14 protein-coding genes and 2 pseudogenes are annotated in these 23728 nt (G+C 64.5%); 6 read left to right on the top strand and 10 right to left on the bottom strand.

The window, feature by feature from the left end; translation table 11 throughout:
- The first annotated feature begins 110 nt into the window (after nt 1–110).
- The gene (gene tarD / locus ACFQX9_RS13615; RefSeq protein ID WP_085361487.1) at nt 111–1280 is read left to right on the top strand and encodes a D(-)-tartrate dehydratase; all 1170 of its coding nucleotides are present in this window, start codon (nt 111–113) and stop codon (nt 1278–1280) included.
- A 189-nt stretch (nt 1281–1469) separates the two neighbouring features.
- Here the strand turns inward: tarD and ACFQX9_RS13610 are convergent, their stop codons facing one another.
- Nucleotides 1470–2822: a malonyl-CoA decarboxylase gene (locus ACFQX9_RS13610; protein WP_085351884.1), complete on the bottom strand. Its 1353-nt coding sequence runs from the start codon at nt 2820–2822 to the stop codon at nt 1470–1472.
- 171 nt (nt 2823–2993) lie between these two features.
- The gene (locus ACFQX9_RS13605; protein WP_026232669.1) at nt 2994–3845 is read right to left on the bottom strand and encodes a helix-turn-helix transcriptional regulator; all 852 of its coding nucleotides are present in this window, start codon (nt 3843–3845) and stop codon (nt 2994–2996) included.
- 59 nt (nt 3846–3904) lie between these two features.
- Here ACFQX9_RS13605 and ACFQX9_RS13600 point away from each other — a divergent pair, with 59 nt between their 5' ends.
- Both ACFQX9_RS13600 and ACFQX9_RS13595 read left to right on the top strand, forming a co-directional pair.
- On the top strand, nt 3905–5077 hold the full coding sequence (locus tag ACFQX9_RS13600; RefSeq protein WP_018454089.1) for an MFS transporter: 1173 nt from the start codon (nt 3905–3907) through the stop codon (nt 5075–5077).
- Between the two features lie 433 nt (nt 5078–5510).
- Nucleotides 5511–7778: a cation:proton antiporter gene (locus ACFQX9_RS13595; protein ID WP_018454090.1), complete on the top strand. Its 2268-nt coding sequence runs from the start codon at nt 5511–5513 to the stop codon at nt 7776–7778.
- Here ACFQX9_RS13595 and ACFQX9_RS13590 read toward each other — a convergent pair.
- Both ACFQX9_RS13590 and ACFQX9_RS13585 read right to left on the bottom strand, forming a co-directional pair.
- Nucleotides 7775–10933, bottom strand: a complete 3159-nt coding sequence (locus tag ACFQX9_RS13590; protein ID WP_204512121.1) for an efflux RND transporter permease subunit — start codon at nt 10931–10933, stop codon at nt 7775–7777. The genes ACFQX9_RS13595 and ACFQX9_RS13590 overlap by 4 nt on opposite strands.
- Before the next feature lie 24 nt (nt 10934–10957).
- Nucleotides 10958–12151 carry an efflux RND transporter periplasmic adaptor subunit gene (locus ACFQX9_RS13585; RefSeq protein ID WP_377788902.1) on the bottom strand — a complete coding sequence of 398 codons (1194 nt, stop codon included), beginning with the start codon at nt 12149–12151 and terminating at the stop codon, nt 10958–10960.
- Nucleotides 12152–12406: 255 nt separating this feature from the next.
- Here ACFQX9_RS13585 and ACFQX9_RS13580 point away from each other — a divergent pair.
- A pseudogene (locus ACFQX9_RS13580) lies at nt 12407–13202 on the top strand (ABC transporter substrate-binding protein).
- A gap of 36 nt (nt 13203–13238) precedes the next feature.
- Here ACFQX9_RS13580 and ACFQX9_RS13575 read toward each other — a convergent pair.
- The 4 genes and pseudogenes from ACFQX9_RS13575 to ACFQX9_RS13560 form a co-directional block, all read right to left on the bottom strand.
- A pseudogene (locus ACFQX9_RS13575) lies at nt 13239–14414 on the bottom strand (YncE family protein).
- Between the two features lie 154 nt (nt 14415–14568).
- A complete protein-coding gene (locus tag ACFQX9_RS13570; RefSeq protein ID WP_085385345.1) occupies nt 14569–15642 on the bottom strand; it encodes a hypothetical protein in 1074 nt (357 codons plus the stop codon).
- A 102-nt stretch (nt 15643–15744) separates the two neighbouring features.
- Complete coding sequence (locus ACFQX9_RS13565; RefSeq protein WP_085351881.1) at nt 15745–17235, bottom strand: NAD(P)/FAD-dependent oxidoreductase; 1491 nt, start codon at nt 17233–17235, stop codon at nt 15745–15747.
- 106 nt (nt 17236–17341) lie between these two features.
- Nucleotides 17342–17791: a cupin domain-containing protein gene (locus tag ACFQX9_RS13560; protein ID WP_018454097.1), complete on the bottom strand. Its 450-nt coding sequence runs from the start codon at nt 17789–17791 to the stop codon at nt 17342–17344.
- A 187-nt stretch (nt 17792–17978) separates the two neighbouring features.
- On the opposite strand from ACFQX9_RS13560, the gene ACFQX9_RS13555 reads away from it, so the two are divergent.
- Nucleotides 17979–18998, top strand: a complete 1020-nt coding sequence (locus tag ACFQX9_RS13555; RefSeq protein WP_317245846.1) for an AraC family transcriptional regulator — start codon at nt 17979–17981, stop codon at nt 18996–18998.
- 177 nt (nt 18999–19175) lie between these two features.
- Here the strand turns inward: ACFQX9_RS13555 and ACFQX9_RS13550 are convergent, their stop codons facing one another.
- Entirely contained in the window at nt 19176–21035 is a 1860-nt protein-coding gene (locus ACFQX9_RS13550) for an ATP-binding protein (RefSeq protein WP_377788899.1), read from the bottom strand.
- Nucleotides 21036–21177: 142 nt separating this feature from the next.
- A complete protein-coding gene (locus ACFQX9_RS13545) occupies nt 21178–21810 on the bottom strand; it encodes a cupin domain-containing protein (protein WP_018454100.1) in 633 nt (210 codons plus the stop codon).
- 216 nt (nt 21811–22026) lie between these two features.
- On the opposite strand from ACFQX9_RS13545, the gene ACFQX9_RS13540 reads away from it, so the two are divergent.
- A complete protein-coding gene (locus ACFQX9_RS13540; RefSeq protein WP_085351879.1) occupies nt 22027–23718 on the top strand; it encodes a peptide ABC transporter substrate-binding protein in 1692 nt (563 codons plus the stop codon).
- The last annotated feature ends 10 nt before the right edge of the window (nt 23719–23728 follow it).

Here is a 23728-nt window from a genome sequence, read left to right as displayed (position 1 = left end):
CATGCCCGGGCTTGTCCCGGGCATCCACGTTCTTCGAGCGGCTAAGACGTGGATGGCCGGGACAAGCCCGGCCATGACGAGAGGAGGGAGCCCGCAGAAAGCCAAACCCCATGTCCGTCCGCATCGTCGACGTCCGCGAGATCACGAAGCCGATCTCTTCGCCGATCCGCAACGCCTATATCGATTTCACCAAGATGACGACGAGCCTCGTGGCCGTCGTCACCGACGTCGTTCGCGACGGCAAGCGCGTCGTCGGCTACGGCTTCAACTCCAACGGCCGCTACGGGCAGGGCGGCCTGATCCGCGAGCGTTTTGCCTCGCGCATCCTGGAGGCCGATCCGAAATCGCTGCTGAACGCGGCCGGCGACAATCTCGACCCCGACAAGGTCTGGGCCGCGATGATGACCAACGAGAAGCCGGGCGGTCACGGCGAGCGCTCGGTCGCGGTCGGCACCATCGACATGGCGGTGTGGGATGCGGTCGCGAAGATTGCGGGCCAGCCGCTGTTTCGCCTGCTGGCTGAGCGTCACGGCGTCAAAGCCAATCCGCGCGTGTTCGTCTACGCTGCCGGCGGCTACTACTATCCCGGCAAGGACCTCTCGATGCTGCGCGGCGAGATGCGAGGCTATCTCGATCGCGGCTACAACGTCGTGAAGATGAAGATCGGCGGTGCTGATATCGAGGACGACCGCACCCGCATCGAAGCGGTGCTGAAGGAAATCGGCAAGGACGCGCAGCTCGCCGTCGACGCCAACGGCCGCTTCGATCTCGAGACCGGCATCGCCTATGCCAAGATGCTGCGGGATTATCCCTTGTTCTGGTACGAAGAAGTCGGCGATCCCCTGGATTACGCGCTGCAGGCAGCCCTCGCCGAATTCTATCCGGGCCCGATGGCAACAGGCGAAAACCTGTTCAGCCACCAGGATGCCCGCAATTTGATTCGCTACGGCGGCATGCGCCCCGACCGCGACTGGCTGCAATTCGATTGCGCGCTGTCCTACGGCCTGTGCGAATACCAGCGCACGCTGGAGGTGCTGAAAACTCATGGCTGGTCGCCGAGCCGCTGCATCCCCCACGGCGGCCACCAGATGTCGCTCAACATCGCAGCCGGCTTAGGCCTTGGCGGCAACGAGAGCTACCCCGACCTGTTCCAGCCCTATGGTGGCTTCCCCGACGGCGTCCGCGTCGAGAACGGCCACATCACCATGCCGGAGCTGTCAGGCATCGGCTTCGAAGGCAAGTCGGATCTCTACAAGGAGATGAAGGCGCTGGCGGAGTAGGGGGCGCGACGGCCACGCCATGCTTTCCGCTGTCATGCCCCGGCTGGACCAGGGCATCCAGTACGCCGTGGCGAATGTGGCGAGAGCGAGCGCTTCAACGGAGGCCTCTGGAATACTGGATCGCCCGGTCAAGCCGGGCGATGACACCGAGATTGTGGACGAACCAACGCAATCAGCCGAGGTCGTCCCTTACGACAGTCGCATATCCAACAGCCGCCGCCCTTCGCCCTTCAAGAGCTTCTTCACCGCGCTCGAGGCCACGACTTCGCCGTCATTGGCGTAGGCTTCGTGGTTCTTCTCGATGTCGTCGAGGCGGTAGAGGTAGTTGACCATCACGCCGGCGGACTCGCGCACGCCCTTCGGCGAGAGATCGCCTAACCAATTGATGCGCTCGAGGCGGGCGCCATTGCCGAGATGGAAGCGCGCGACGGAGTCGATCAGCTTGCCTTTGGGTGTGCGCGCCTTCAGGAAATAGTGCGCCGCGAGCGGTTCGATCACGCCACGTAGCAGTGTCGTTGTCTCGGGGTTCTCGAACCATTTGGGATCGTCGAGGCGCTTCAGGATCTCGCGGTCCTCGTCCGACAGCGGCAAATCCTTGTCCTGCTTCACCCATGGCATGAAGCCCGGCACCGGCGACAGCGTCACGAAATTGTCGAGCTTGGGCAATTCGCGGCGCAGCTCCTCCACCACCTGCTTGATCAGGAAGCTGCCGAAGGAGATGCCGCCCAGACCGCGCTGGGTGTTGGAGATCGAGTAGAACACGGCGGTACGGGCGCGCTCGATCGGGACGGATGGGCGATCGACCGCGAGCAGCGGCGCGATCGCGCCGGGGATCGTCTCGGTCAACGCGACCTCGACGAAGATCAGGGGCTCGTCCACCATCGCGGGATGGAAGAAGGCGTAGCAGCGGCGGTCGACCGGATCGATGCGGCGGCGCAGATCGTCCCAGTCGCTGATCTCGTGCACGGCCTCATAACGGATGATCTTTTCGAGGATGTTGGCCGGGGTCGACCAGTCGATCCTGCGCAGCACGAGAAACCCCCTGTTGAACCATGACGAGAGAAGATGCGAAACGTCGCGATCGAGTGCGGCGAGATCGGCGTGCCTGTTCATCATGTCGAGCAGGTCGGCGCGCATCTTGACGAGATCGCCGGTGCCGCCGGGTGCGCGGTTGAGGCGGCGGATCAGCTCCTGCCGGCGCGGCTCGGAGGCGAAGTGCAGGGCGCTGGCATCCTCGTCGGCCGGCTTGGCGCGCCATGTCTCGATCGCCTTGGACAGGCGTTCCCGATCCGGGCCGAAATCGCGCACCAGGGCTTCGAAAAAGGCGCGACGTCCCGCCGCATCCAGGTCCTGGTAGATGTCGAGCACCTCACGCGCCATGGCGGTGCCGGAAGCTTCACCCCGGCCCGACAGCAGCGCGCCACAGAGCTCGATCAGCCCATCGGCGTCCGGCTTGGTGTCGGCAGAATCCCCGCGGCGAAGCAGCGTGCGGCCGCGCTCGGAGATGGTAGTAAGTAAGTCGGAGAAGAAGGCGTTGGCCATCGGGGCTTTCGTGTCGGGTTTGTGCGGTGCGGGAATCTTACACGGGATTTGGGCGGAATCCGATCACAATCAAGCGGGGGATTTTGGCAAGTTTAGCGGGGCTATGCGCCCCAAGTGAGTTGTCATGCCCCGGCTTGACCGGGGCATCCAGTACGCCGCAGCTTTTCGCTTCTAGCCGCGCCGTCTCGGAGTACTGGATCGCCCGGTCAAGCCGGGCGAGGACACCGAGTGTGTGGCAAACTCGGTCGGCGTCCGTCCCGTCACCTGACGGAACGCGGCCGAAAACGCCGGTACGCTGGCATAGCCGAGCTGGGTCGCGAGCTGCTTCACGGACACATTGGCATCGGTGGACAGCCGCTGGATCGCCGCCGCAATCCTCGCACGCTGGCACCAGCTCTTGAAGCTCAGCTGCGTCTCTGTCGAAAACAGCCGCGACAGTGTGCGCGCGGAGGTTCCGACCTCGCGCGCCAGCGCGTCGATGTCGTGCAGGCCGGTGGGATCGTCGAGCACGATCATGGCCGCGCGCCGGCAGCGCGGCTCGTGTGGCAGCGGCACGAAGGTCGCGGAATCCTCGGCCCGGACCAGTTCCAGCATCACTAGCCGAACCAGCAGATCGGTCCGCTCCTCGGTATTTTGCGCGTCGAACAGCGCGAGGATCGCCTGGTTCAGCAGCGGCGACACCCGCACCACGAATTCCTTGGTCAGTCCCTCATGGCGCTGCGCGCGCTTCAGCCAGGCCAAGTCGAAATACAGCGTCCGCATCTCGATGTCGGCGAGCAGATCGATGGCGTGCTGGAGCCCGGCGGGGACCCAGACCGCGCGGTCCGGCGGCACCAGCCAGCGCCCTCCGGGCGTCGTCACCTGCATGGTGCCCCTGGCGGCATAGATCAGCTGTGCCTCGCGGTGCATATGCGGATCGATCCGCATGCCCTTGGGATAGTCGCGTGCGACCAGATGCACGCCCGCGGGCGAGCGATGATTGCTCCGGACCGCCCGGAGGATTGGCGTCTCGACGACAGTCATTGGCAGCATCCCGTCATGCCCAAGACATATAACTCATTTCGGAGCAGGAGAGGATTCCCATGAACAGCCCCAGCCGGGTGATCAGTTTCGTCAACGCGGGCCATTTCATCGACCATTACGCGATGCTGATTTTCGCCGCCGCGGTGATCATCATGGGACCGGCGCTCGGCATGGCCTATTCGGAACTCCTGCCTTACGCGACGCCGGGCTTCGTCGCCTTCGGCGCGGGCTCGCTGCTCACCGGCTGGCTCGGCGACCGCTGGAGCCGTCGCCACATGATGCTGATCTTCTTCGTCGGCATCGGCGCCTCCATGATCTCGGTTGGCTTCGTGCAGACCCCGGCCCAACTCGGCGCGGCGCTGTTCGCGATCGGCATTTTTGCCTCGATCTATCATCCCGTCGGCACTGCCATGATCGTCTCCTACGCTGACAGGCTCGGCCGCGAGATGGGCATCAACGGCGTCTGGGGCAATCTCGGCGTCGCTTCGTCGGCGCTGGTCACCGGCGTGATCGGCCAGTATCTCGGCTGGCGCTTCGCCTTCATCGTCCCCGGCATCGTCACCATCCTGATCGGCATCGCGTTCGCGACGATGGTCGTTCACGAGGACCGCAAGGGCTCGAAGCAGGCGGCAGCGCAGGCGCGGGTCGCCAAGCAGGACATGTGGCGCGTGATCCTGTCGCTGCTGATCGTGGTGATCGCGATCTCCACGACGTTCAACGCCGTCACCGTGGCGCTGCCAAAGCTGTTCGCGGAGCGGCTTGCCGATCTCACCAAAAGCCCGGCGCTGCTCGGCGTCATCGCGGCCTGCGTCTACGTGTTCGGCGCGATGACGCAGTATACGATCGGCCGGCTGCTCGACCGCTATTCGCTGAAGACAGTGGCGCTGCCGCTGTCCTTCATGCTGGCGCCGTTCCTGTATCTCGCCGCGAGCCTGTCCAATCTGCCGCTGATCCTGGTCTCGATCGGCATCGTCATGGGCGCGTTCGGACAGGTCACGGTCAACGACGCCATGGTCGGCAAATACACCAGCGAGGAATGGCGCTCGCGCGCCTATGCCGTGCGCTATTTCATCGGCTTCACCGCGGCCGGCGCCTCGGTCGGCCTGGTCGCCTGGCTCTACGAGCAGGGCGGCTTCGTCACCATGCTGCATGCCTTCGCCGCACTCTGCCTGCTCGCGATCGCAGCCGCGATCATTCTCCCGCGCGAGATCAGGACACCGCAGGCGGTGTGAGGGATCGGCGTGAGGCGCGCGCCCGTTTCAATCCCGTCATTGCGAGGAGCGTAGCGACGAAGCAATCCAGAATCTTTCGGCGGACGGATTCTGGATTGCTTCCGCCTTCGCTAAAGGTTCGGCTGTCAAGTCGCCGCGCCCGCAATGACGTGGGAGTGGCGGCGGCTCGCGTAGTCTGCCGATGATGCCATCATGCCAGTGTTTTGCCCGACGGGGCAAGCATTTTCGGCAAAGCGAAATTAGATTTCGGCAAAGACGAAATTTTCTCCAGTCTTTTCAACCTCATCTCTACTGTGCATGGGGTTGTTTTCGCGTTTTTTTTGTTGAGGCCCCTTACCCGCCGCGAAGTCAAGGAACTCCCGTTGCCTGCCGCGGGTTCTATCCCCGTCATCCCGGCACCTCGCCGGGGCAGATGAAGGGGTAAAATTCCTGCATGCAGTGGAGCCTGCTCCGACCGGTCGGCCTTGTCCCCGCGGCGCTTGTCCTCACCACCGTTGCGGCCAGCGCCGAGGGCGGCAAATCGGCCGGTCCCTCGGAATTCCTGCTGGTGGCCCAGATCGTGCTGTTGATCGCGGTCGGCCGCGGTCTCGGCGAGATCATGCAGCGCCTCGGCCAGCCCTCGGTGATCGGCGAATTGCTCGCCGGCATCCTGCTCGGTCCCTCGCTGTTCGGTTGGGTCTGGCCTGACGCACAGCAGGCAATCTTCCCCAAAACGCCCGAGCAGAAAGCGATGATCGACGGCATCGCGCAGTTCGGCATCCTGCTGCTGTTGCTGCTGACCGGCATGGAGACCGACCTCAAGCTGGTCAGGAAGGTCGGCAAGGCCGCGATCGCGATCTCGATTGCCGGCATCCTCGTGCCCTTTGCCTGCGGTTTTGCGCTCGGCGAATTCCTGCCAGATGCGCTGTTGCCGAATCCGCAAGCCCGCCTGGTTGCGTCGCTGTTCATGGGCACGGCGCTGTCAATCTCCTCGGTGAAGATCGTCGCGGTGGTTGTGCGCGAGATGAACTTCATGCGCCGCAATGTCGGCCAGATCATCGTCGCCACCGCCGTCATCGACGACACCATCGGCTGGATCATCATCGCCGTCATCTTCAGCCTCGCTTCGCACGGCGCGCTGGATATCGCCTCGGTGGCGAAAGCTGTGCTGGGCACGCTGGCCTTCCTCGCGATTAGCTTCACCATCGGCCGCCGCATCGTGTTCCAGCTCATTCGATGGGCCAACGACAATCTCGTCAGCACCGCCCCGGTCATCACGGTGATCCTGCTGCTGATGTGCGCGATGGCGCTGGTCACGCATCTGATCGGCGTCCACACCGTGCTCGGTGCCTTCGTCGCCGGCATTCTGGTCGGGGAGTCCCCGATCCTGACGCGGCAGATCGACGAGCGGCTGCGCGGGCTGATCTCGAGCTTCTTCATGCCGGTGTTCTTCGGTTTGGCCGGCCTGAGCGCCGACCTCACGGTGCTGCGCGATCCCCATCTGCTGATGCTCACCGGCCTGCTGGTCGTGATCGCCAGCGTCGGCAAGTTCGGCGGCGCCTTCGTCGGCGGAACCGTGGGCGGGCTGAACACAAGGGAGTCGCTGGCCCTCGCAAGCGGGATGAACGCGCGCGGCTCGACCGAGGTGATCATCGCCACCATCGGTCTTTCGATCGGCGTGCTCAGCCAGAACCTGTTCACGATGATTGTGACCATGGCGATCGTGACCACGATGGCGATGCCGCCGATGCTGCGCGCCGCGCTGGCAAAGCTGCCGATGAACAAGGACGAGCAAGAGCGCCTGGAGCGGGAAGAATTCGAGAAGCGCGGCTTCGTCGCCAATCTCGAACGCCCCTTGCTCGCCGTGGACGAGAGCGTGAACGCCACCTTCGCTGCCCACATCGCCGGCCTGATCGCCGGCATGCGCGGCTTGCCAATCACCGTGCTGCACATCGGCAAGCGCGCCAAGGATCAGGAGAAGGGCCGCGATGAAGAGGAAAGCGCGGAAACCGTGGTGAAGAAGGCCGCCGAGATCGTATCGGCCCATGGCGATGGCGATGTCGGCAGCGTCGACGTCGTCACCCGGGCAAGGCGTGCGGAGCTCGGCGAGTCCATCGCCGACGAAGCGCGCAAGGGCTTCGATCTTCTGGTCATCGGCGTCGACAAGGTTGCTGCCGCCAAGGATCGCTTCGATCGGAGGATCGAGGACATCGCAGCGAAGTTCGAGGGACCGCTCGCGGTCGTGGCGGCCAAGGGCAAGCACCTGAAGCAGCCGACGCCCGAGGCGCTCAACATCCTCGTTCCGGTCTCCGGCAGCGGCGTCTCCAAGCGCGGCGCCGAGGTCGCGGTCGCGCTGGCGCAGGCGGGATCAGGCTCGCTCCGGGTGATCTATGTCGCGACGACGCGCGACAAGGGCGCGCAGCGCGGCGCCTCGCGTGGTCTGAACCAGGAGGCCGGCATCCTGAAGGACGCCAGCGATCTCGCCGCCCGTTACGAGGTCGACATCACCACGACCTTGCGCGCGAACCGGGCGCCTGAAGCGGCGATCCTGCGCGAGATCGAGACCACCGCCGTCGATCTCGTGGTGATGGGGGTCGATCGCATCCAGGCCGATCATCTCTCCTTCGGCGGCGTCGCCGACGCCGTGCTCAGGCAAGCGAAGGTGTCGGTGCTCCTGGTCTCGAGCGGGGAGGCGCGGCCGACGTCCACGGAGAAAGCCTAGGATTTCACTTCGGCCACTGCCACCGCCTTCGGCGTTTTCTTCGACGCACGCCAGTTCTCGAAGCGCTGCACCACCACGAAGAACGCCGGCACGAACAGCACCGCGAGGCAGGTCGAGGCCAGCATGCCCGAGAACACCGTGATGCCGATCGACTTGCGCGCGCTGGCACCGGCGCCGGTCGCGATCACCAGCGGCACCACGCCGAGGATGAAGGCGAACGACGTCATCAGGATCGGGCGGAAGCGGGCGCGCGCAGCTTCGACCGCGGATTCCAGCACCGGCTTGCCATCGCGGCCGTGCAGCTCGAGCCCGACCTCGACGATCAGGATGGCGTTCTTGGCCGACAGCGCGATCAGCAGGATCAGGCCGATCTGGCAATAGAGGTTGTTGTCGATCTTCAGTGCGTTGAGGATCAGCATGGGGCCGAGCAACGACAGCGGCACCGCCAGGATTACCGAGATCGGCGCGTACCAGCTCTCGTACTGGCCGGCGAGCACGAGATAGACCAGCAGCATGGCGAGCCCGAACACCCAGTAGATCTGGTTGGAGACGGCCTTCTCCTGATAGGACATCGCGGTCCATTCGAAGCCGGTGCCCGGCGGCAGCGTCTTGTCCGCGATCTCCTCCATCAGCTTCAGCGACTGGCCAGAGGAGTAGCCCTGCGCCGGCAGGCCGATCACGGTCGACGATGGATAGAGATTGTAGAGGCTGATCAGCGACGGGCCGGTGGCCGGCGTGATCGTGGCAACCGTGCCGATCGGGATCATGTCGCCGTTCGAGTTGCGCACCATCATGTTGGCGATGTCGCGCTCGGTGACGCGGAAGGCGGGATCGGCTTGCGTGTAGACCTGGAACACGCGGCCGAACTTGTTGAACTGGTTGACATAAGACGAGCCGAGATAGGTCGACAGCGCCGCGAACACCTGGTCCGTCGTCACGTGCAGCGTCTGGGTCTTGATGCGGTCGATCTCGACGTTAAATTGCGGAACCGAGGAGCGGAACGAGGACTGGACGCGCTGCAGGGCGCTCTGGCTCTGGCCGTTGGAGACCATCGCGCCCGTGATGGCCTGGAGCTTGGCAAAATCGCTGTTGCCGTCACGCAGTTCGACCTGCATCGAGAAGCCGGCGGCGTTGCCGATGCCCTGGATCGGCGGCGGCGGCAGCACAAGCGTGCGCGCTTCCATGATGGCCGCGAGCTTGTCGTTCAGCCCGTACACCAGCGAACGCAAATCCTCGCCGGGGCCTTTGCGCGCGTCCCAGTCCTTCAGGATGATGTAGGCGACGCCGGCATTGGCAAGGCTGGCGCTGTTGTCCAGCGCGGAGATGCCGGCGATGGTGATGACTTGCTGGACTCCGGGCGTGTCCTTGATCAGCTCGCTCGCTCTGTCGAGCACCTTCTGGGTCCGTTCCAGCGCGGCACCGTCAGGCAGTTGCACGGCAGCGATCAGATAGCCCTGGTCCTCGATCGGCAGGAAGCCGGTCGGCACCCGGGACAGGCCGTAGCCGCCGATCCCGATCAGCACCAGCGCGAGCGCGACAGAGATCGTGCTGTTCCTGCACAGCACGCCGATCAGTCGGATGTAGCCGCGCTCGACGCGGTTGTAGACCGCGTTGAAGCCGCGATAGAAGAAGTTGCGCTGCTCCGGCGGCACCGTCGGCCGCAGCCAGAGAGCGCATTGCGTCGGCTTCAGCGTCGCCGCGTTGATGGCGGACAGAAGCGCGGTCGCCGCGATCACCAGCGCAAATTGCGAATAGATGCGGCCGGTGAGCCCGGCGAGGAACGACGCTGGCAAAAACACCGAGATCAACACCAGCGTGATGCCGACGATCGGCGCGAACAGCTGGTCCATCGCCTTGATCGCGGCGTCATGGCCGTTCATGCCCTGCTCGATGTTGTGGGCCGCGCCTTCCACCACGACGATGGCATCGTCGACGACGATGCCGATCGCTAGCACGATCGCGAACAGCGTCGACATGTTGATGGTGAAGCCGAGCGCGGCCATGGCGGCGAAGGCGCCGATGATGGTTACCGGCACAGTGGTCGCCGGCACCAGCATCGCGCGCCAGTCCTGCAGGAACACCAGGATCACGACCAGCACCAGCAGGCCGGCCTCGATCAGCGTCATGTAGACCTCGTGCACCGAGGCCTGCACGAATTTGGTGGTGTCGAACGGCGTGTCATACTTCATGCCCTGCGGGAAGGCCTTTGCGAGCTGCGCCATCTTCTTCTCGACGGCCTGCTCGACCTGGAGTGCGTTGGCGCCGGGTGACTGGAACACGCCGATGCCGGTGGCAGGCTGCTTGTTGAGCGAGAAGATCTGGCTGTAGGTCTGCGCGCCCAATTCGACCCAGCCGACGTCGCGCACCCGCGTGACGTCGCCGCTGGTGCCTGATTTGACAATGATGTTCTCGAACTCGGTGGTATCGTCGAGCCTGCCGTTGACGTTGAGGGTGTACTGGAACGCCTGACCCGGCGGCGTCGGCGGTGCGCCGACCTGGCCGGCGGAGACCTGCTGGCTCTGCTGCTGGATCGCTTGGATCACGTCCTGCGGCACCAGGCCCCGGACCTGCAGCTTGTTCGGATCGAGCCACACCCGCATCGAATACTGACCGGCGCCGAACACGGTGACGTTGCCGACGCCGGGCAGGCGCGAGAGTTCGTCGCGGAGGTTGATGGTGGCGTAGTTGCTCAAATAAAGGCTGTCGAACGTCTTGTCGGGCGAGGTCAGCGTCACGAACAGCAGGATCGACGTCGACCGCTTCTGTACGGTGACGCCCTGGTTCTGCACCGACTGGGGCAATTGCGACAGCGCGCTGGAGACGCGGTTCTGCACCAGCACTTGCGCGAAGTTCAGGTCGGTGCCGATCTTGAAGGTCACGGTCAGCGTATAGGTGCCGTCGGAGCCGCTGTAGGACTGCATGTAGAGCATGTCCTCGACGCCGTTGACCTGTTGTTCGATCGGCAAGGCAACTGTGTCGATCACGGTCTTGGCGCTGGCGCCGGGATAGCGTGTGGTGACCTGCACCGTCGGCGGCACCACGTCGGGATATTGCGCGATCGCGAGGTTGAACAGCGCGACGCCGCCGATCAGGATCATCAGCAGCGCGATGACGTTCGAGAGGACCGGCCGCTCGATGAAGAATTTTGAGATCATGGCCGGCGCTCCTACTTGCAGATCTTACTTGGCAGACGCCTGCGGCTGCTCGATCTTCGTCACCTGCGGGTCGATCTTCTGGCCCGGAATCACCCGCAGCAGTCCCGCGGTCACCACGCGGTCCTCCGGCTTCAAGCCGCTTTCGATCACGCGCAAGCCGTTGTCCACGGGACCGATCTGCACCTTGCGCTGCTCGACAACGTTGTCGCCATTGACGACGAGGAGATAGCGGCCGCCCTGATCGCTGCCGAGCGCGGTGTCGGGCACGAGCAGGGCGTCCTTCTCCTGAGTGAAGGGCACGCGAACGCGGACGAAATAGCCGGGCAGCAGCACCCGCTTGTCGTTGGGGACAAGGCCCCGCACTGCGAGCGTGCCCGTCGACTGGGTGAGGGTCGGGGCGACATAGTCAAGCTTGCCCTCATGCGGATAAGCGGCCTCGGTCTGCAAACCGACTTGAATCGGAAATTGCTTCATGTCTGCGGCGGTGAGCCCGCGGCGGGCGGCCTCGGCACGGATGCGCAGCACGTCCTGCTCGTTGACGGTGAAATTCACATAGATCGGGTCCATCGCGACGATGGACGCGAGTTGAGTTGGAGAGGAGACGCCGACGAGTTCGCCGACCGAGACCATGTGAGCGCTGACGATGCCGTCGAAAGGCGCGGTCACGTTGGTGTAGCCGTAGTTGACCTGGGCGAGCTTGGTGTTGGCCTCGGCCTGCTGGAGATTGGCCTGCGCGTTATCGCGCGTCGATGTCGAGGTGTCGAGCGTGGCCTGCGAGACGGCCTGGCGCTGCACCAGCTCAGCCTGCCGTTTGTAGTCGGCTTCCGCCTGGCGGACTGAGGCCTGCGCGCCGGCCTCGGCCGCCCGCGCCTGGTCGAGCTTGAGCTTGTAGGTCTCGGGCTCGATCGTGAACAGCTGGGTGCCCTGCTTGACGAAGGCGCCGTCCTGGTAGTCGATCGATTGCAGGAATCCCTGCACGCGCGCGACGAGATCGACATTCTTGATCGGCGCGGTGTTGCCGGTGGCCTCGACATAACGGGTCACCGGGCGCTGCACAGGCGCGGCGACGTCCACCTTGGGCGGCGGCAGAGCGACGAAACTGTTCTTGTCCTCGCAGCCGGCGAGCGCGGCCACGGCCATCGCGGCGGCCAGTGCCTGCCCGACATGTCTCCACGCTTCGTTGCGCCGTGCGGGAGATGCGGGATTCGCGCAGGTCATTCGGTGGCCCCCGGTTGCTGTCTGTCGAGGCGGGAGGCTACCAACAAATGCCCGGACGTGGAACACCATAGCCATGGCAGTCGTCGGCCTTGCGCTGCGGACCGCGCTGTGGCCTTTGGCAGTTTTGCCATCACAAACCGCTTTTCATCGCGCACACGATCGACCAGAATTATGTCACAGGCCGAGCGACGGCGCGCGAAGCGGTCGGGACGAACAAGAGAAGAATACAAGAAGAAAAGGTCGGGAGATCATGACATGCCCACGTCGGTCCTTAAGTCGGTCCTTGCCGGCCTCATTCTCGCCGCGGCGGTCGTCATGCCCGCGCTAGGCGATGGACTTAAGGACGAGATCGCACCGACCGGCAAGCTGCGGGTCGCGATCGCGATCAGCCTGGCTGGCGGCGCGTTCTGGTCCACCAAGACCGGAGACGGCTATGCCGGCGTGCCGGTCGATCTCGGCAGGGAGATGGCCGGGCAACTCGGCGTGCCCGTTGAATATGTCGTGTACCAGAATTCAGGGGCAGATCACTGACGCGGCATCGAACGGCAACTGGGACGTCACCTGGTTGCCCAAAGATCCTGAGCGCGAGAGCAGGATGATGTTCGGCCCGATCTACGAGGTCGCGGACGCCACCTACATCGTCAAATCAGGCTCGAACGTCACCAATTTCGCCACGCTCGATCAGGTGGGCATCAAGGTCGCGGCCGTGAACGCCACGACCACGATGCGCGGCGCGGCCGCGCATCTGAAGAATGCGAAGGTCACGGGCTATCAGACCTATGACGAGATCTTCGGCCTCCTCAGCAGCGGCCAGATCGATGCGTTTGCGCTGTCGCGCGACCAGCTCAACAAGATGGCGCAGAAGATCCCGGGCACGCGCGTGCTCGACGAGACCTTCAAGAAGACCGTCACGGCGGTCGCTGTGCCGCTCGGCCACCCCCAAGCGCTGACCTTCGTCACCAAATTCATGAACGAGGCGGTGACGAATGGCACCTTGCGCAAGGCCTATGACAGCAATGGCCTGAAGGACGCGCCGATCCGCACCGAATAGGACGGCGGCGCAGGATGACTGCGCCGCGCTCCGGCCCTACGGCTCCGCGGTGCGGATGCCCGCGGGGCTCACTTGCATCTTGAGCGTGGATGTCTTGTTCAGCGCCTTGCCATCGAACGAGAAGGCGATCAGCTCGTTTTCGACCATGCACTGGGCCACGACATATTTGGAGTCCTTGGACCACACCATGCCCTGGCACCAATGGCCGATCTTCGCTTCCGTCACCGGCGTAAGGTCAGTGCCCGAAATCTTGTAGACCTTGAGCAGGCCGAAATCGTTGAAGAACGGCGACGCTGACGGCTTGTTCGAACCGTTCATGACGGTCACGGCCACGTAGTTGCCGTCCGGGGACATCTTCACGGCTTCCGGCGTCTGCCCGACGGTGACTGTCGTGACGACGCGGATCGGTTTCGCCGTCATGTCGATCAGGCTGATCGAGTCGTTGTCGCCGCTGCTGGCGCCGACATTGCCGACGATGGCGGCGGCGCCGCCGGTGAGATCGATGTCGTAGGGGCGGATGCCCGCGGAGAGATCGCGCTTGGCGTACTCGACCTTGCTCCCGTCCACAGTCAGAAGCGAGATCTTGCTGTCTCCGTCGCGCGTGACCAGCGCGGTCGCGCCGTCATGGGAAAAGACCGCGTGGCTGGGGCCTGATTTGGCGTCGCCGAGCTAGATCTTGCCGACGGGCGCAAGCGTGCCCCCGCTGATGGTGAAGACCGAGACCGTTCCTTCGCTGCGGTTCGCAACCAGCGCCAGCGTGCCCGCGCGGTTGATCGAAACGCCGGCAGCGCCCGCGCCGGCTTGCAAGGTCGCCAGTACTTTGGGCGGCGTGGATTTCAGGTCGATGACCGAAAGCTTGTCGTCGGGCACCGTCTTGGTCGGATCCGCGGGATCGAGCTTCATCGCGCCGGTAACGAGGGCGAACGCGCCATCCGGCGCAATTGCCACGCTCGGCGGCGGTCCGACGACGCTGGCCGGGGCGGGCACCTCGCCTAGAAGTTTCAAGGCACCGTCGGTGAAGTCGATGACGCTCACCGTGTCCGGCAGTGGTTGCTTGCGCACCAGGGCGCTGCCGTTCTCGAGCACCATCTTGCCGTCATTGGCCGTGACGACGATCTCGGCGTGCGCGGCGAAATTGGCGAGGCCCGCCAGGGATGTTGAGATCAAAGCACATGCGGCACGGCGCGTGCGCTTGCGAAGAGCGGCTGTCATATGTCCCCCCGAGATTTGTTCTTGTCCGGAGAAGCTAAATGCACCGGGCGCAGGACGCAATGACCAGGTGGCGAGCGTTTGCCTTTGAAGACGCCGACGGACGGCTACAAGGCGGGAGCTAGCCTCTCAGTCGCGTGCCACGCGGCGAGGCCCCTCAGCGTGGCTTGATCTCCGCGTATTTCGCCATCGCCTTCTCGAACTTCCGCTTGAACAGCCACATCGCGCCAAGGATTTCCCGGAAGCTTGCCGAGGTGCGCGCCCGGTCGGCCTGTCCGAATGCGAAGATGCTGTTGTTGCGCAGGTGCTTCATGATCGTCGGACTGGACACCCTGTAGTTCAGGAGATCGCCGGACTTGAGCGCCGCCCGCGTCGGCGTGGGAACGATCTGGATCAGCTCGAACAGCTTCATTTGGTCGATCGGGTCGGGCAGCGTCTTCACGATTCCTGGGATCTCCCGGAAAATATCCGCATGCGCGTTCATCAGGCCGTCGCGCACGTTGGTCCAGTGATTGAAGCGATGATCGGTGCCGCGGGCCCGCGCCTCCTCCTTGTCGTCGCGCGCGCTCAACCCGGGATCGGCGGCCGCGATCTCGCCCTTGATGGCGTCCCATTTCCTATGGCCGTTGCGGTCCTCGGACGGGCCGGTCTGGAAGCTGCCCATATAGGTGTTCGAGCGCCCGTTGCGGACGTTCTGCTTGCCGTTGGTCTCGGCGAAGAACAGCCCCAGACTGATCCGGCCCGCGGCTTCGGCGTGGTCAGGCGCCAACCCCTTGGCGCGTGCGATCGCGACCGCGAGATCCACCACGTCCTTGAACGGTGTCGCCGAGTTCTGCGCGCCGGCCGGCGGCGCTTCCATGATCTCGAACAGCTTTGAGTATTCGTCCACCAGCGGTTCGATGTCGGCATCGAAATAGGCCGGCGGGATCTCGAACTTGTTGGGCCTGCCGGTCCGCGACGGCATGACGTCGGTGAGATCCTTGTAAGCACTGATCACGGCGACGCGTGCCAGATAGAGCGCCTGGCCCGGCAGGTTCGGCAGCGGCTGTTTGGCGTCGATCTGGCGGCGCCGCTCGGAGAGAATCGCTTTGAAATCGCCGAGCGCACGCTCGTAGGTCGCAACCGCCTCCGATTGCCTGGCCGTGAGCGTTTGCGCCAGGCTCGGGACGAAGGTCGCAAGGATCAGCCCAAGCGCCGTTATGACTGCGGCGGCGCGATGTCGTGCTCTCATGGCCGGTTCCCTGGGCCTGTCGATTCGATGGCCAAGGGGATCGTAAGCATCGGAGGCGAGGGCTGGCGAGCGGCAAATTCCACTCGGCCCGAATTCGCGGCCTCACGCCGCTTGGTAATCCGGCGCGGAGGCGAGAAATCGCGCATAGGCGTCCGCGTCCGGCGGCCGGAAGTGGCCCGCGAGCCCGCCGCGCTTCTGCTCCTTGGCGCCGATGTCGGCCATCAGCTCGTCGAAGTGACGGTAGTGATAGGGCGCGACGCAGAGGCCGCCATAGACGCCCGCAGCCGGCCGTTCGACCCGCTTGAAGTGCAGCATCATCTCGATGTTGTCGCGCATCTGTTGCGCGGTCGGCTGGCGTGCGAGCTGTCCGTCGGCGTAACGGACCAGCCAGTTGGCGGCGAGGTCGGCGCAGAGCACGGTGCAGAACGAGGAGTTGAAACCGACGAAACCGAGCTCCGGCAGGTCGGGATTGGCGATCAGGCGATAGAGCCGGTACTGCCCATCCGCATCGACCAGCTTTGCCTGGTACGCGGCGGGCAGGAATGGCACGCCGAGCTTGTAGCCGATCGCGAGCACCGCGACATCGGCCGCCACGCGCTCGCCGCCGCTCATCACGATGGTGTCACCGTCGTAATGATCGAAGCTGCCGAACACGGCCTTGATGCGGCCGTCGGCCACCATCGGATGGAAGCCGGGTGTTGCGATCGGCACCGAGCAGTTGACTCCGTCCTCGATCCGCTCCTTCGGCACCATGTTGCATTGCTTCAGCTTGAGCTGCGCCTTCAACAGGCTTTCCAGCCCGCGCCAGTTTGCCCAGACGAACGGTGCTGCGATGCGATGCGCAAGGCGCGACATCGCGCCGATGCCCCAGCCCGGAAACATCTCCTCCTGCGCACGGATGTAGAGGATGCGCTTGAAGTTCACGAGACCGCCGATGAAATAAGGAATGCGCCAGACCGGCTCGCGCATCACGATCGTCACCTCACGCGCGCCCGCTTTCACGGCGTTCACCGCGATGTCGGTTGCCGATTTCGATCCGCCGAGCACGACGACGCGCCGTCCTTTCACCACTTGAGGATCGTTGTATTTCGATGAATGCAGGATCTGCCCGCCCTGTGCTAGAAAGCCGTCTTCGCCGGGGCAGTGCAGCTCCCGCGGCTCGTTGAACTGTCCGGTGCAGACCGCGACGAAGTCGAAATCCTCAGCTGTGCTGGCGCCGCTCTTGTCCGAGAGCGCGAGCGTCCAGCCTGGTCTGCCGTCGGCGCGTCGCGCCATGCCCGACACGCTGGTGTTGAAACGCAGCATACGGTCGAGGCCAAAAATTCGTGCGTAGTCGGCGAGGTAGGCGTGGACTTGCGATCCGGTCGGCCATTCCGGATAGGCTTCGGGCATGGCGCGGTCGGTGTAGCGGTAGAGCTCCTTCGGGCTCTGGGTCTGCACCTCCGGATAGGAGCGCGCCGGCTCCCAGACGCCGCCGAGATCGGCGCTGCGTTCAATGATGGTGACCCGGTGACCGCGGGTCGAGAACGCCTTTGCGGCGGCAAGGCCGGAGACGCCGGCGCCGATCACGCAGACATGCTTTGGGTTGACCATGGGATTGCTCGCGAGCTCGAATGTTCTGGGCACAGCAGGCCGCGTTCGGCCGCGCTGCGCGGCCGCTGGACCTGCGACGAAACAGAAATGGGAGTGGGGCGGCCGCCTAGTCGTTGGCTTCAGGCGGCAGGAAGTCGACCTCGTGCAGGGCCGAGATGCGCACGACCTCGGCGGGGTCGGCCAGATTGTGGAGCTGGTTGAACAGCGCCTCCAGCTTCTGCATCGGCGAGACCCAGAACAGCGCGCGGGCCGGCTTGTCGGACTTGTTGAAATAGCCGTGCGGGATGCCGCGCGGCAGGCGCACGAGATCGCCGGCGTTGGCCTTGACCCATTTGCCGTCGAGCTTGAGGTCGAGCGTGCCCTCCTGCACCAGGATGAATTCGTCCTGGGTCGGATGGATGTGCACTGGCACGAACTGGCCCGGCTCGCTGTTGGTCTCGAAGGCAAAGGTGGAATCGGTGACGGCCTTGGGAAAATAGACCTGGCCCAGAATATTCCAGGTCTTGCCGCCATAGCCCGTGCCGTTCGCGGTAATGCCCTTCTCGAGTGCAGTCATGGCTCGCCTCCATCGTGGATCCCGACGAGGGTGGAGCTTCGGTCAGGCGCGGGCTGCTGTCTATCCGCTAAACGAATCCGGACACGTCCTGTGCCGTGCGGCACGACGTTTTTGCGACAGGGCTCTTTCCGGGGACGGGGAACTATTATAGGTTTAAAATATTCCGTGATGCCAAGCGTGGTCGGCGATGTCCGCAGCCGAGCTGGAAATGAGCACGCCTCGATCCGCGGCCGAAAGGCTCGCGGCTTTCGCCCGCGTCACCACCGACGACGCCGACGAGGCGGCCGAGCAGGTCGGGCGCATCTTCTGCCCGCATGATCTGACGCCGATGCGGAGGTCGGGCTTCTCGGCCAGGCACAATTGTGCCGCCTTCGACGGCTTTTCCATCAACTATGTCGCCTATGGCGGATCCGTCACCATCGATCCCGGCTGCCTCGACCGCTTCTTCCTGGTGCAGATCCCGCTCGCCGGCACGGCCCGTATCCGCGCAGGTACCCGCGAACTCGACACAGCGCCGGAACGGACGGCGTCGCTGTTGTCGCCGACCATCCCGACCCGGATGATCTGGACCGAGTCGGCGCAAGCGATCCTGCTGCTCGACCGCCGCATGGTTGAGCAGCGCGCAGCGGCATTGTCGGGCAGGGCGACCCGCGCGGTCGAGTTCGACCCTACGCTCGACCTGAACGCGCCGGCCGCGCGCGGCCTCGCGGCGAAGCTCGTCGAGCTGATGATGCTCGCCGAAGGTCTCGGACCGTCCGGCAGGCTTTCACCGGTCGCGACCGCGGGCTGGCGCGAGGCGCTGCTTCATTACCTCCTCGACGGCCAGCGGCACGGCCTGTCCGACGCGATCAGAACGTTCTCGGGCCAGGGCGAGCGTCTGCCGCGCGCGCTGCACACTGCGCGGGACTGCCTCGCGGCGAATGCCTGCGACCCGCTCGACCTTGCGCACCTCGCCTGTGAGTCCGGGATCGGCATCCGCGCGCTACAGCTCGGTTTCCGCCGTCATTTCGGCGTGTCGATCTCGCAGATGCTGCTCGACATGCGCCTCGCCAATCTCCACACCCGGCTCACGCAAGCCGAGCTGGACACTTCGATCACCGAGATCGCCTTCGATCTCGGCTTCACCCATCTCGGCCGCATGGCCGGCGCCTATCGCGAAAAATTCGGCGAGACGCCGTCAGCGACGCTGCGGCGGAAGATGAGCTGATGCGCCGGCGGCTTCCCGATGTCGGTTGGGGAGCGCGCGGCGCGAAGATGCGGCATCATTTGAACATCGTCGCCTGAGTAACATCGCCCCAGCAATAACTGATCGTCGCAGTCTTTTAGCCTGTCGTTGATTGACCATTCAACCATGCCACCCGCGTTGGAATTCGCAGCGGATGGCCTAGGTCTTCCGCGACCTTGTCGCGCCATCGCGTTCAGCCGCCTGCCTGCGCAGAAAGCCTTCGAGATCGGCCTGCACGGAATAGGGCGTCGGGATCGGATCGCCCGCGTCGTCGACAGCGGTGTCGAGAGAGCGGCGCAGCATGCGCGCGAGCTCGGCCTTGCGGTAGGGCTTTGTCAGAAGCGGTGCGCCCTTGGTGGCGCGCCCCTGCGCATGCGGGGCGTCGTAGGCATAGCCCGACGTGAAGAGCACCCGCAGCGAGGGGCGCGATGCCACCATCTCGTCGGCGAGCTCTCGTCCGTTCAAGCTGCCGGCCATCACGATGTCGGTGAAAAGCAGGTCGAAGGGCGTGCCTTCGGCCGCGATGGCCAGTGCCTCGGCTGCATTGGCGGCCGGGATGACCTTGTAGCCGAGGCTTTCGAGCTGAACCGTGACGTACTGGCGGACGTCGCGGTCGTCCTCGACACAAAGAATGGTTTCCGTCCCGCCCACGACCTTGCGCTCGTCATAGCCGGTGGGGCGAAGCGTGCTCGCCTCCGCCTTCGGCAGATAGATCGTGAAAGTCGTGCCGCGTCCTTCTTCGGAAGCGACCTTGATTCCGCCACCGGACTGCTTGATGAATCCGAACACCATGCTGAGCCCGAGCCCGGTGCCCTTCCCGACGTCCTTGGTCGAGAAGAAGGGATCGAAGATCCGCTCCAGAATGGCCGGCGGAATGCCAGTTCCGGTATCGCCTATCTCGATCTCGACATAGTCGCCGGCATAGCCGGCCCCGACCGCCACGGCCTCGCGGACGCCGAACACGACGTTGCGCGTCGTCAACGTCAGTCTGCCGCCGTCCAGCATCGCGTCGCGGGCGTTGATCGCGAGGTTGAGAAGCGCCGAGCTCAATTGGCCACGATCGACGAGGGCGAGCCAAATGTTGCCGTCGAGCCGGGTCACGATCTCGATCTTCTTGTCGAAGGTTGCCAGCAGCAGCTTTGCGAGCTCTTCGAGCAGCTCGTTGATGTCGCTCTCGACCGGCTTGAGCGCCTGCTTGCGGGCAAAGGACAACAGGCTCGACGTCAGCGCGGCGCCGCGATCGGCGGCGTCGCTGATCAGCTTGGTGATGGTCGCGAGCGGCGGATTATCCTTCACGGCGTCGGCGAGGATCTCGATCGTGCCCGTGATCACGGTGAGCATGTTGTTGAATTCGTGCGCAATGCCGCCGGTGAGCTGACCGATCGCCTCCATCTTCTGGGCCTGGATCAGCTGCTCCTCGGCGGCGCGCTTCTGGGTGACATCCTTGACGAAATTGTTGATGAGGGTGCGCCCCCCGATGTGGAGCGCCGTGCTGGAGGCCTCGATCAGGATCTCGTCGCCGTCCCGGTGCAGCAGGGTCGCTTCGAACCGGATGCCGATCGGCGTATCCGACAATTCCGGCAGCAGCCGCATCATGCGTTGCCTGAAGCCGTCGCGCAGCGGCTCGGCGATGAGGAGGTTGACGACGTCCGTGCCGAGCGCCTCCTTGCGCGTCCATCCCGTCAGGGCCTCGGCCTGAAGGCTCCATTCCAGCACGATGCCGTTCTGGTCGGTCTGAACGAAGGCATCGAGCGCGGTCTTGATGACCGCTTGCGTCATCTGTGCGCTGGCTCGCGCCTGCTCGGTCAGTAGCGCGGCGGCGCGTTTTTCCTGCGCCGTTTCGATCGCGCGCGTGCACAGACGAGCGAGCAGGACCGCAATGGCGCCGCTTGCGAGCATGGCGACGATCTGGGCAATGCCGAACCCGGTTCCGGTCGCGGCATAGGAGACGAGGAGAGCCGCCGCGGTCACGATGACCTGCGCGGCCATCGCGAGTGTCAGAAGCCGCCTGAGTTTCATGGTCTCACACCAACGCGTCAGTGGCAGACCCTCGTGTCCGCCCTGTCAATGACCGGCTCCACGTGAGCTACAGATGTGAGCTACAGATTCCGCGCGGCAGCGTCGAGGGGCAATTTGCGGTGGTGCCGGGCTGGCGGCGCTTTCAACCTGCCGGCGAATCGGTCTGGCGCAGCGTCGTCACCCAGATCACGCGGGCCGTCTGCTGGGTCGGGTTGTCGAACATGTGCGGCACGATGCTCGGAAAGCGAAAGCTGTCGCCGGCGTCGAGCAGATGGGCCTGGTTGTCGAGCCACAGCCGCAGGCTGCCTGAGAGGATGTAGCCCGCCTTCTCGCCGGTGTGCTGCAGGAAGTCGGTGCCGGACGAGGCGCCGGGATTGAGCGTGAGCTCGTAGAATTCGAGCTGGCCTTTGTCTGCCGGCGTCAGCGCTTCCTTGACGACGCCGCTGGCGGTGAGCCGCAGCAGGCGCCGGCCGTTCTTGCGCACGATATAGCGCTGCACGTCGGCGGGATCGGTGGTCTCGAAGAAATAGGAGATGGGAACGTCGAGCGCGATGCTGAGCAGGCGCAGCGTGCGTATCGACGGCATGGCGCGCGCGCGTTCGAGCTGGCTGATCATGCCGTTGGAGAGGCCGGTCTTCTTGGCGACGTCCTGGATCGACAGGCCCGCGCGCTGCCGCAGCAGCCGCACGGTCTCGCCGAGGCGCTGGTCGACGGCATCGTCGGCTTCGGTCGGCGGGGCATCCTTCGGATCGTTGATCTCGCCGCGACCATCCATGTCGCTCTCCCATGCATCATCTCAGCCCGGACAATGACGTTCCGGAGCTTCAGTCGGAGTGAAAAGGTCGCGCATCCTAGCAATATGATTGACAGCTGTATTTAGTCGTGATGAACTTTTGATAGAAAATTTAGAAGCACTAAAGCCCATTCCTGTCCCTTTGCCGGGGTCTCGGGGCCCGGGAGACGGTGCCGCGTGCGACAACGGAGAGTGGTCATGGCGGACGACACCGGGAAGTTCGGCGTTGGGGCACTGCATCTCGGCAATCCGAATCGCCGTCAGATCTTTCAGCTCGGGGCCGGCGCCGCGGCGGGATGGACGCTATCGGGCAACGCATTTGCGCAGACAGAACGCCCGACCAATCCGCCGGACAAGCCGCGCGGACAGGTGATCGCGGCGCTGTCGCAGGAGCCGACGGTCTTTCATCCCCTGATGCCGGGCATCGAAGTCGATCAGGGCATCTGGTGGCAGGTGTTCTCGCCGCTCTGGTTCATCGATCCCGACGGCAAGTTCGTTCCCGACCTCGCCCGCGAAGTCCCGACGGTCGAGAATGGCGGCCTCTCGGCCGACGGCCTGACCTGGAAGATCAAGCTCCGCAGCGACGTGAAATGGCACGACGGCACGCCGTTCACGGCCGAGGACGTGAAGTTCTCGCTTGAGCTGATCAACAACCCCGATTTTCGCGCGCGCAGCCGCGTCGGCCATAGTCTCGTCAAGGACATCAAGATCGTCGCGCCCGACGAGATTCACTGGCGCATGGAAGCTCCCTATTCGCCCTATATGTCGATCCTGGGATCGCTGACCTTCATCGTGCCCAAGCACATCCTGGAGAAGGTGACCGATCCGAACGCCTCGCCGTTCCACAATGCGCCTGTCGGCACCGGACCGTTCCGCTGGGGCGAGCGCGTGCCGGGCGACCACATTCAGTTGAATGCCCATACCGGCTATCACGCCAAGGGACCCTACGTTGAGCGCGTGGTGTTCAAATACATTCCAGACCTGACCGTGCTCTACACCCAGTTCCGCACCGGCCAGGTCGATTACACCGGCCTGCAAGGCATTCTGCCGAACTTCGTGCAGGAAGCGAAGACGCTGAAGGGCCGCAAGATCTTCGTCTCATCCACGTCGTCGGTGGAGCACATCGCGCCCAATCTGGAGTTCGGCGCGTTGGCGGACCGCACGGTGCGCGAGGCGCTGTATCTCGCGATCAACAAGCAGGCGATCATCGACGCGCTGAACTACGGCTTGCCGACGCAGACCGAAAGCTTCGTGCCGCAACAGGCCTGGTCGTTCCAGCAGGGACTGCCGCAGCACAAATACGATCCGGCCAAGGCCAACACGCTGCTCGATGCGGCCGGTTGGGTCCGCGGCGCCGGCGGCGTGCGCGAGAAAGGCGGCGTCAAGCTCGAATTCACCAATTCAACGACGTCGGGCAATGCGGTGCGTGAGCAGACCCAGCAGCTGCTGATCCAGGACTGGCGCGCGATCGGTGCCGCGATGCGCGTCAACAACATGCCGGCCGCCGTGATCTGGGGCGACTTCTGGCAGCAATCGAAATTCAATTCGGTGATCGTGGGAGTGAATTTCATGCTCGGCAGCGACCCCGACGTGACGCCCCGCTTCGGCTCCGGCGCCATTCCTGCCAAAGGTGGCCGCGGCTACAACACCTATCAGTATCGCAACCCGGAGGCGGATCGGCTTCTCGCCGAAGGTGCCAAGCAGTTCGATCTGGCGCAGCGCAAGACGACCTATGGCGCTCTGCAAAAGCTCATCCGCGACGACCTCGCGATCCTGCCGCTGTTCCAGGGCTTCATCGCCGAAGGTGTGAAGGAAGGGCTGCAAGGCTTCCGTCCCAACATCAACATGTCGATCAACTGCTGGAACATTCGCGAATGGTATTGGGCCTGATGGTTCAGGC

Origin of the sequence: Bradyrhizobium sp. GCM10028915 (assembly GCF_042666195.1) — a bacterium.
Classification (GTDB): Bacteria; Pseudomonadota; Alphaproteobacteria; order Rhizobiales; family Xanthobacteraceae; genus Bradyrhizobium; species Bradyrhizobium canariense_D.
Note: the sequence above shows the minus strand (reverse complement) of the source record. Positions and strands in the feature narration are given on the sequence as shown.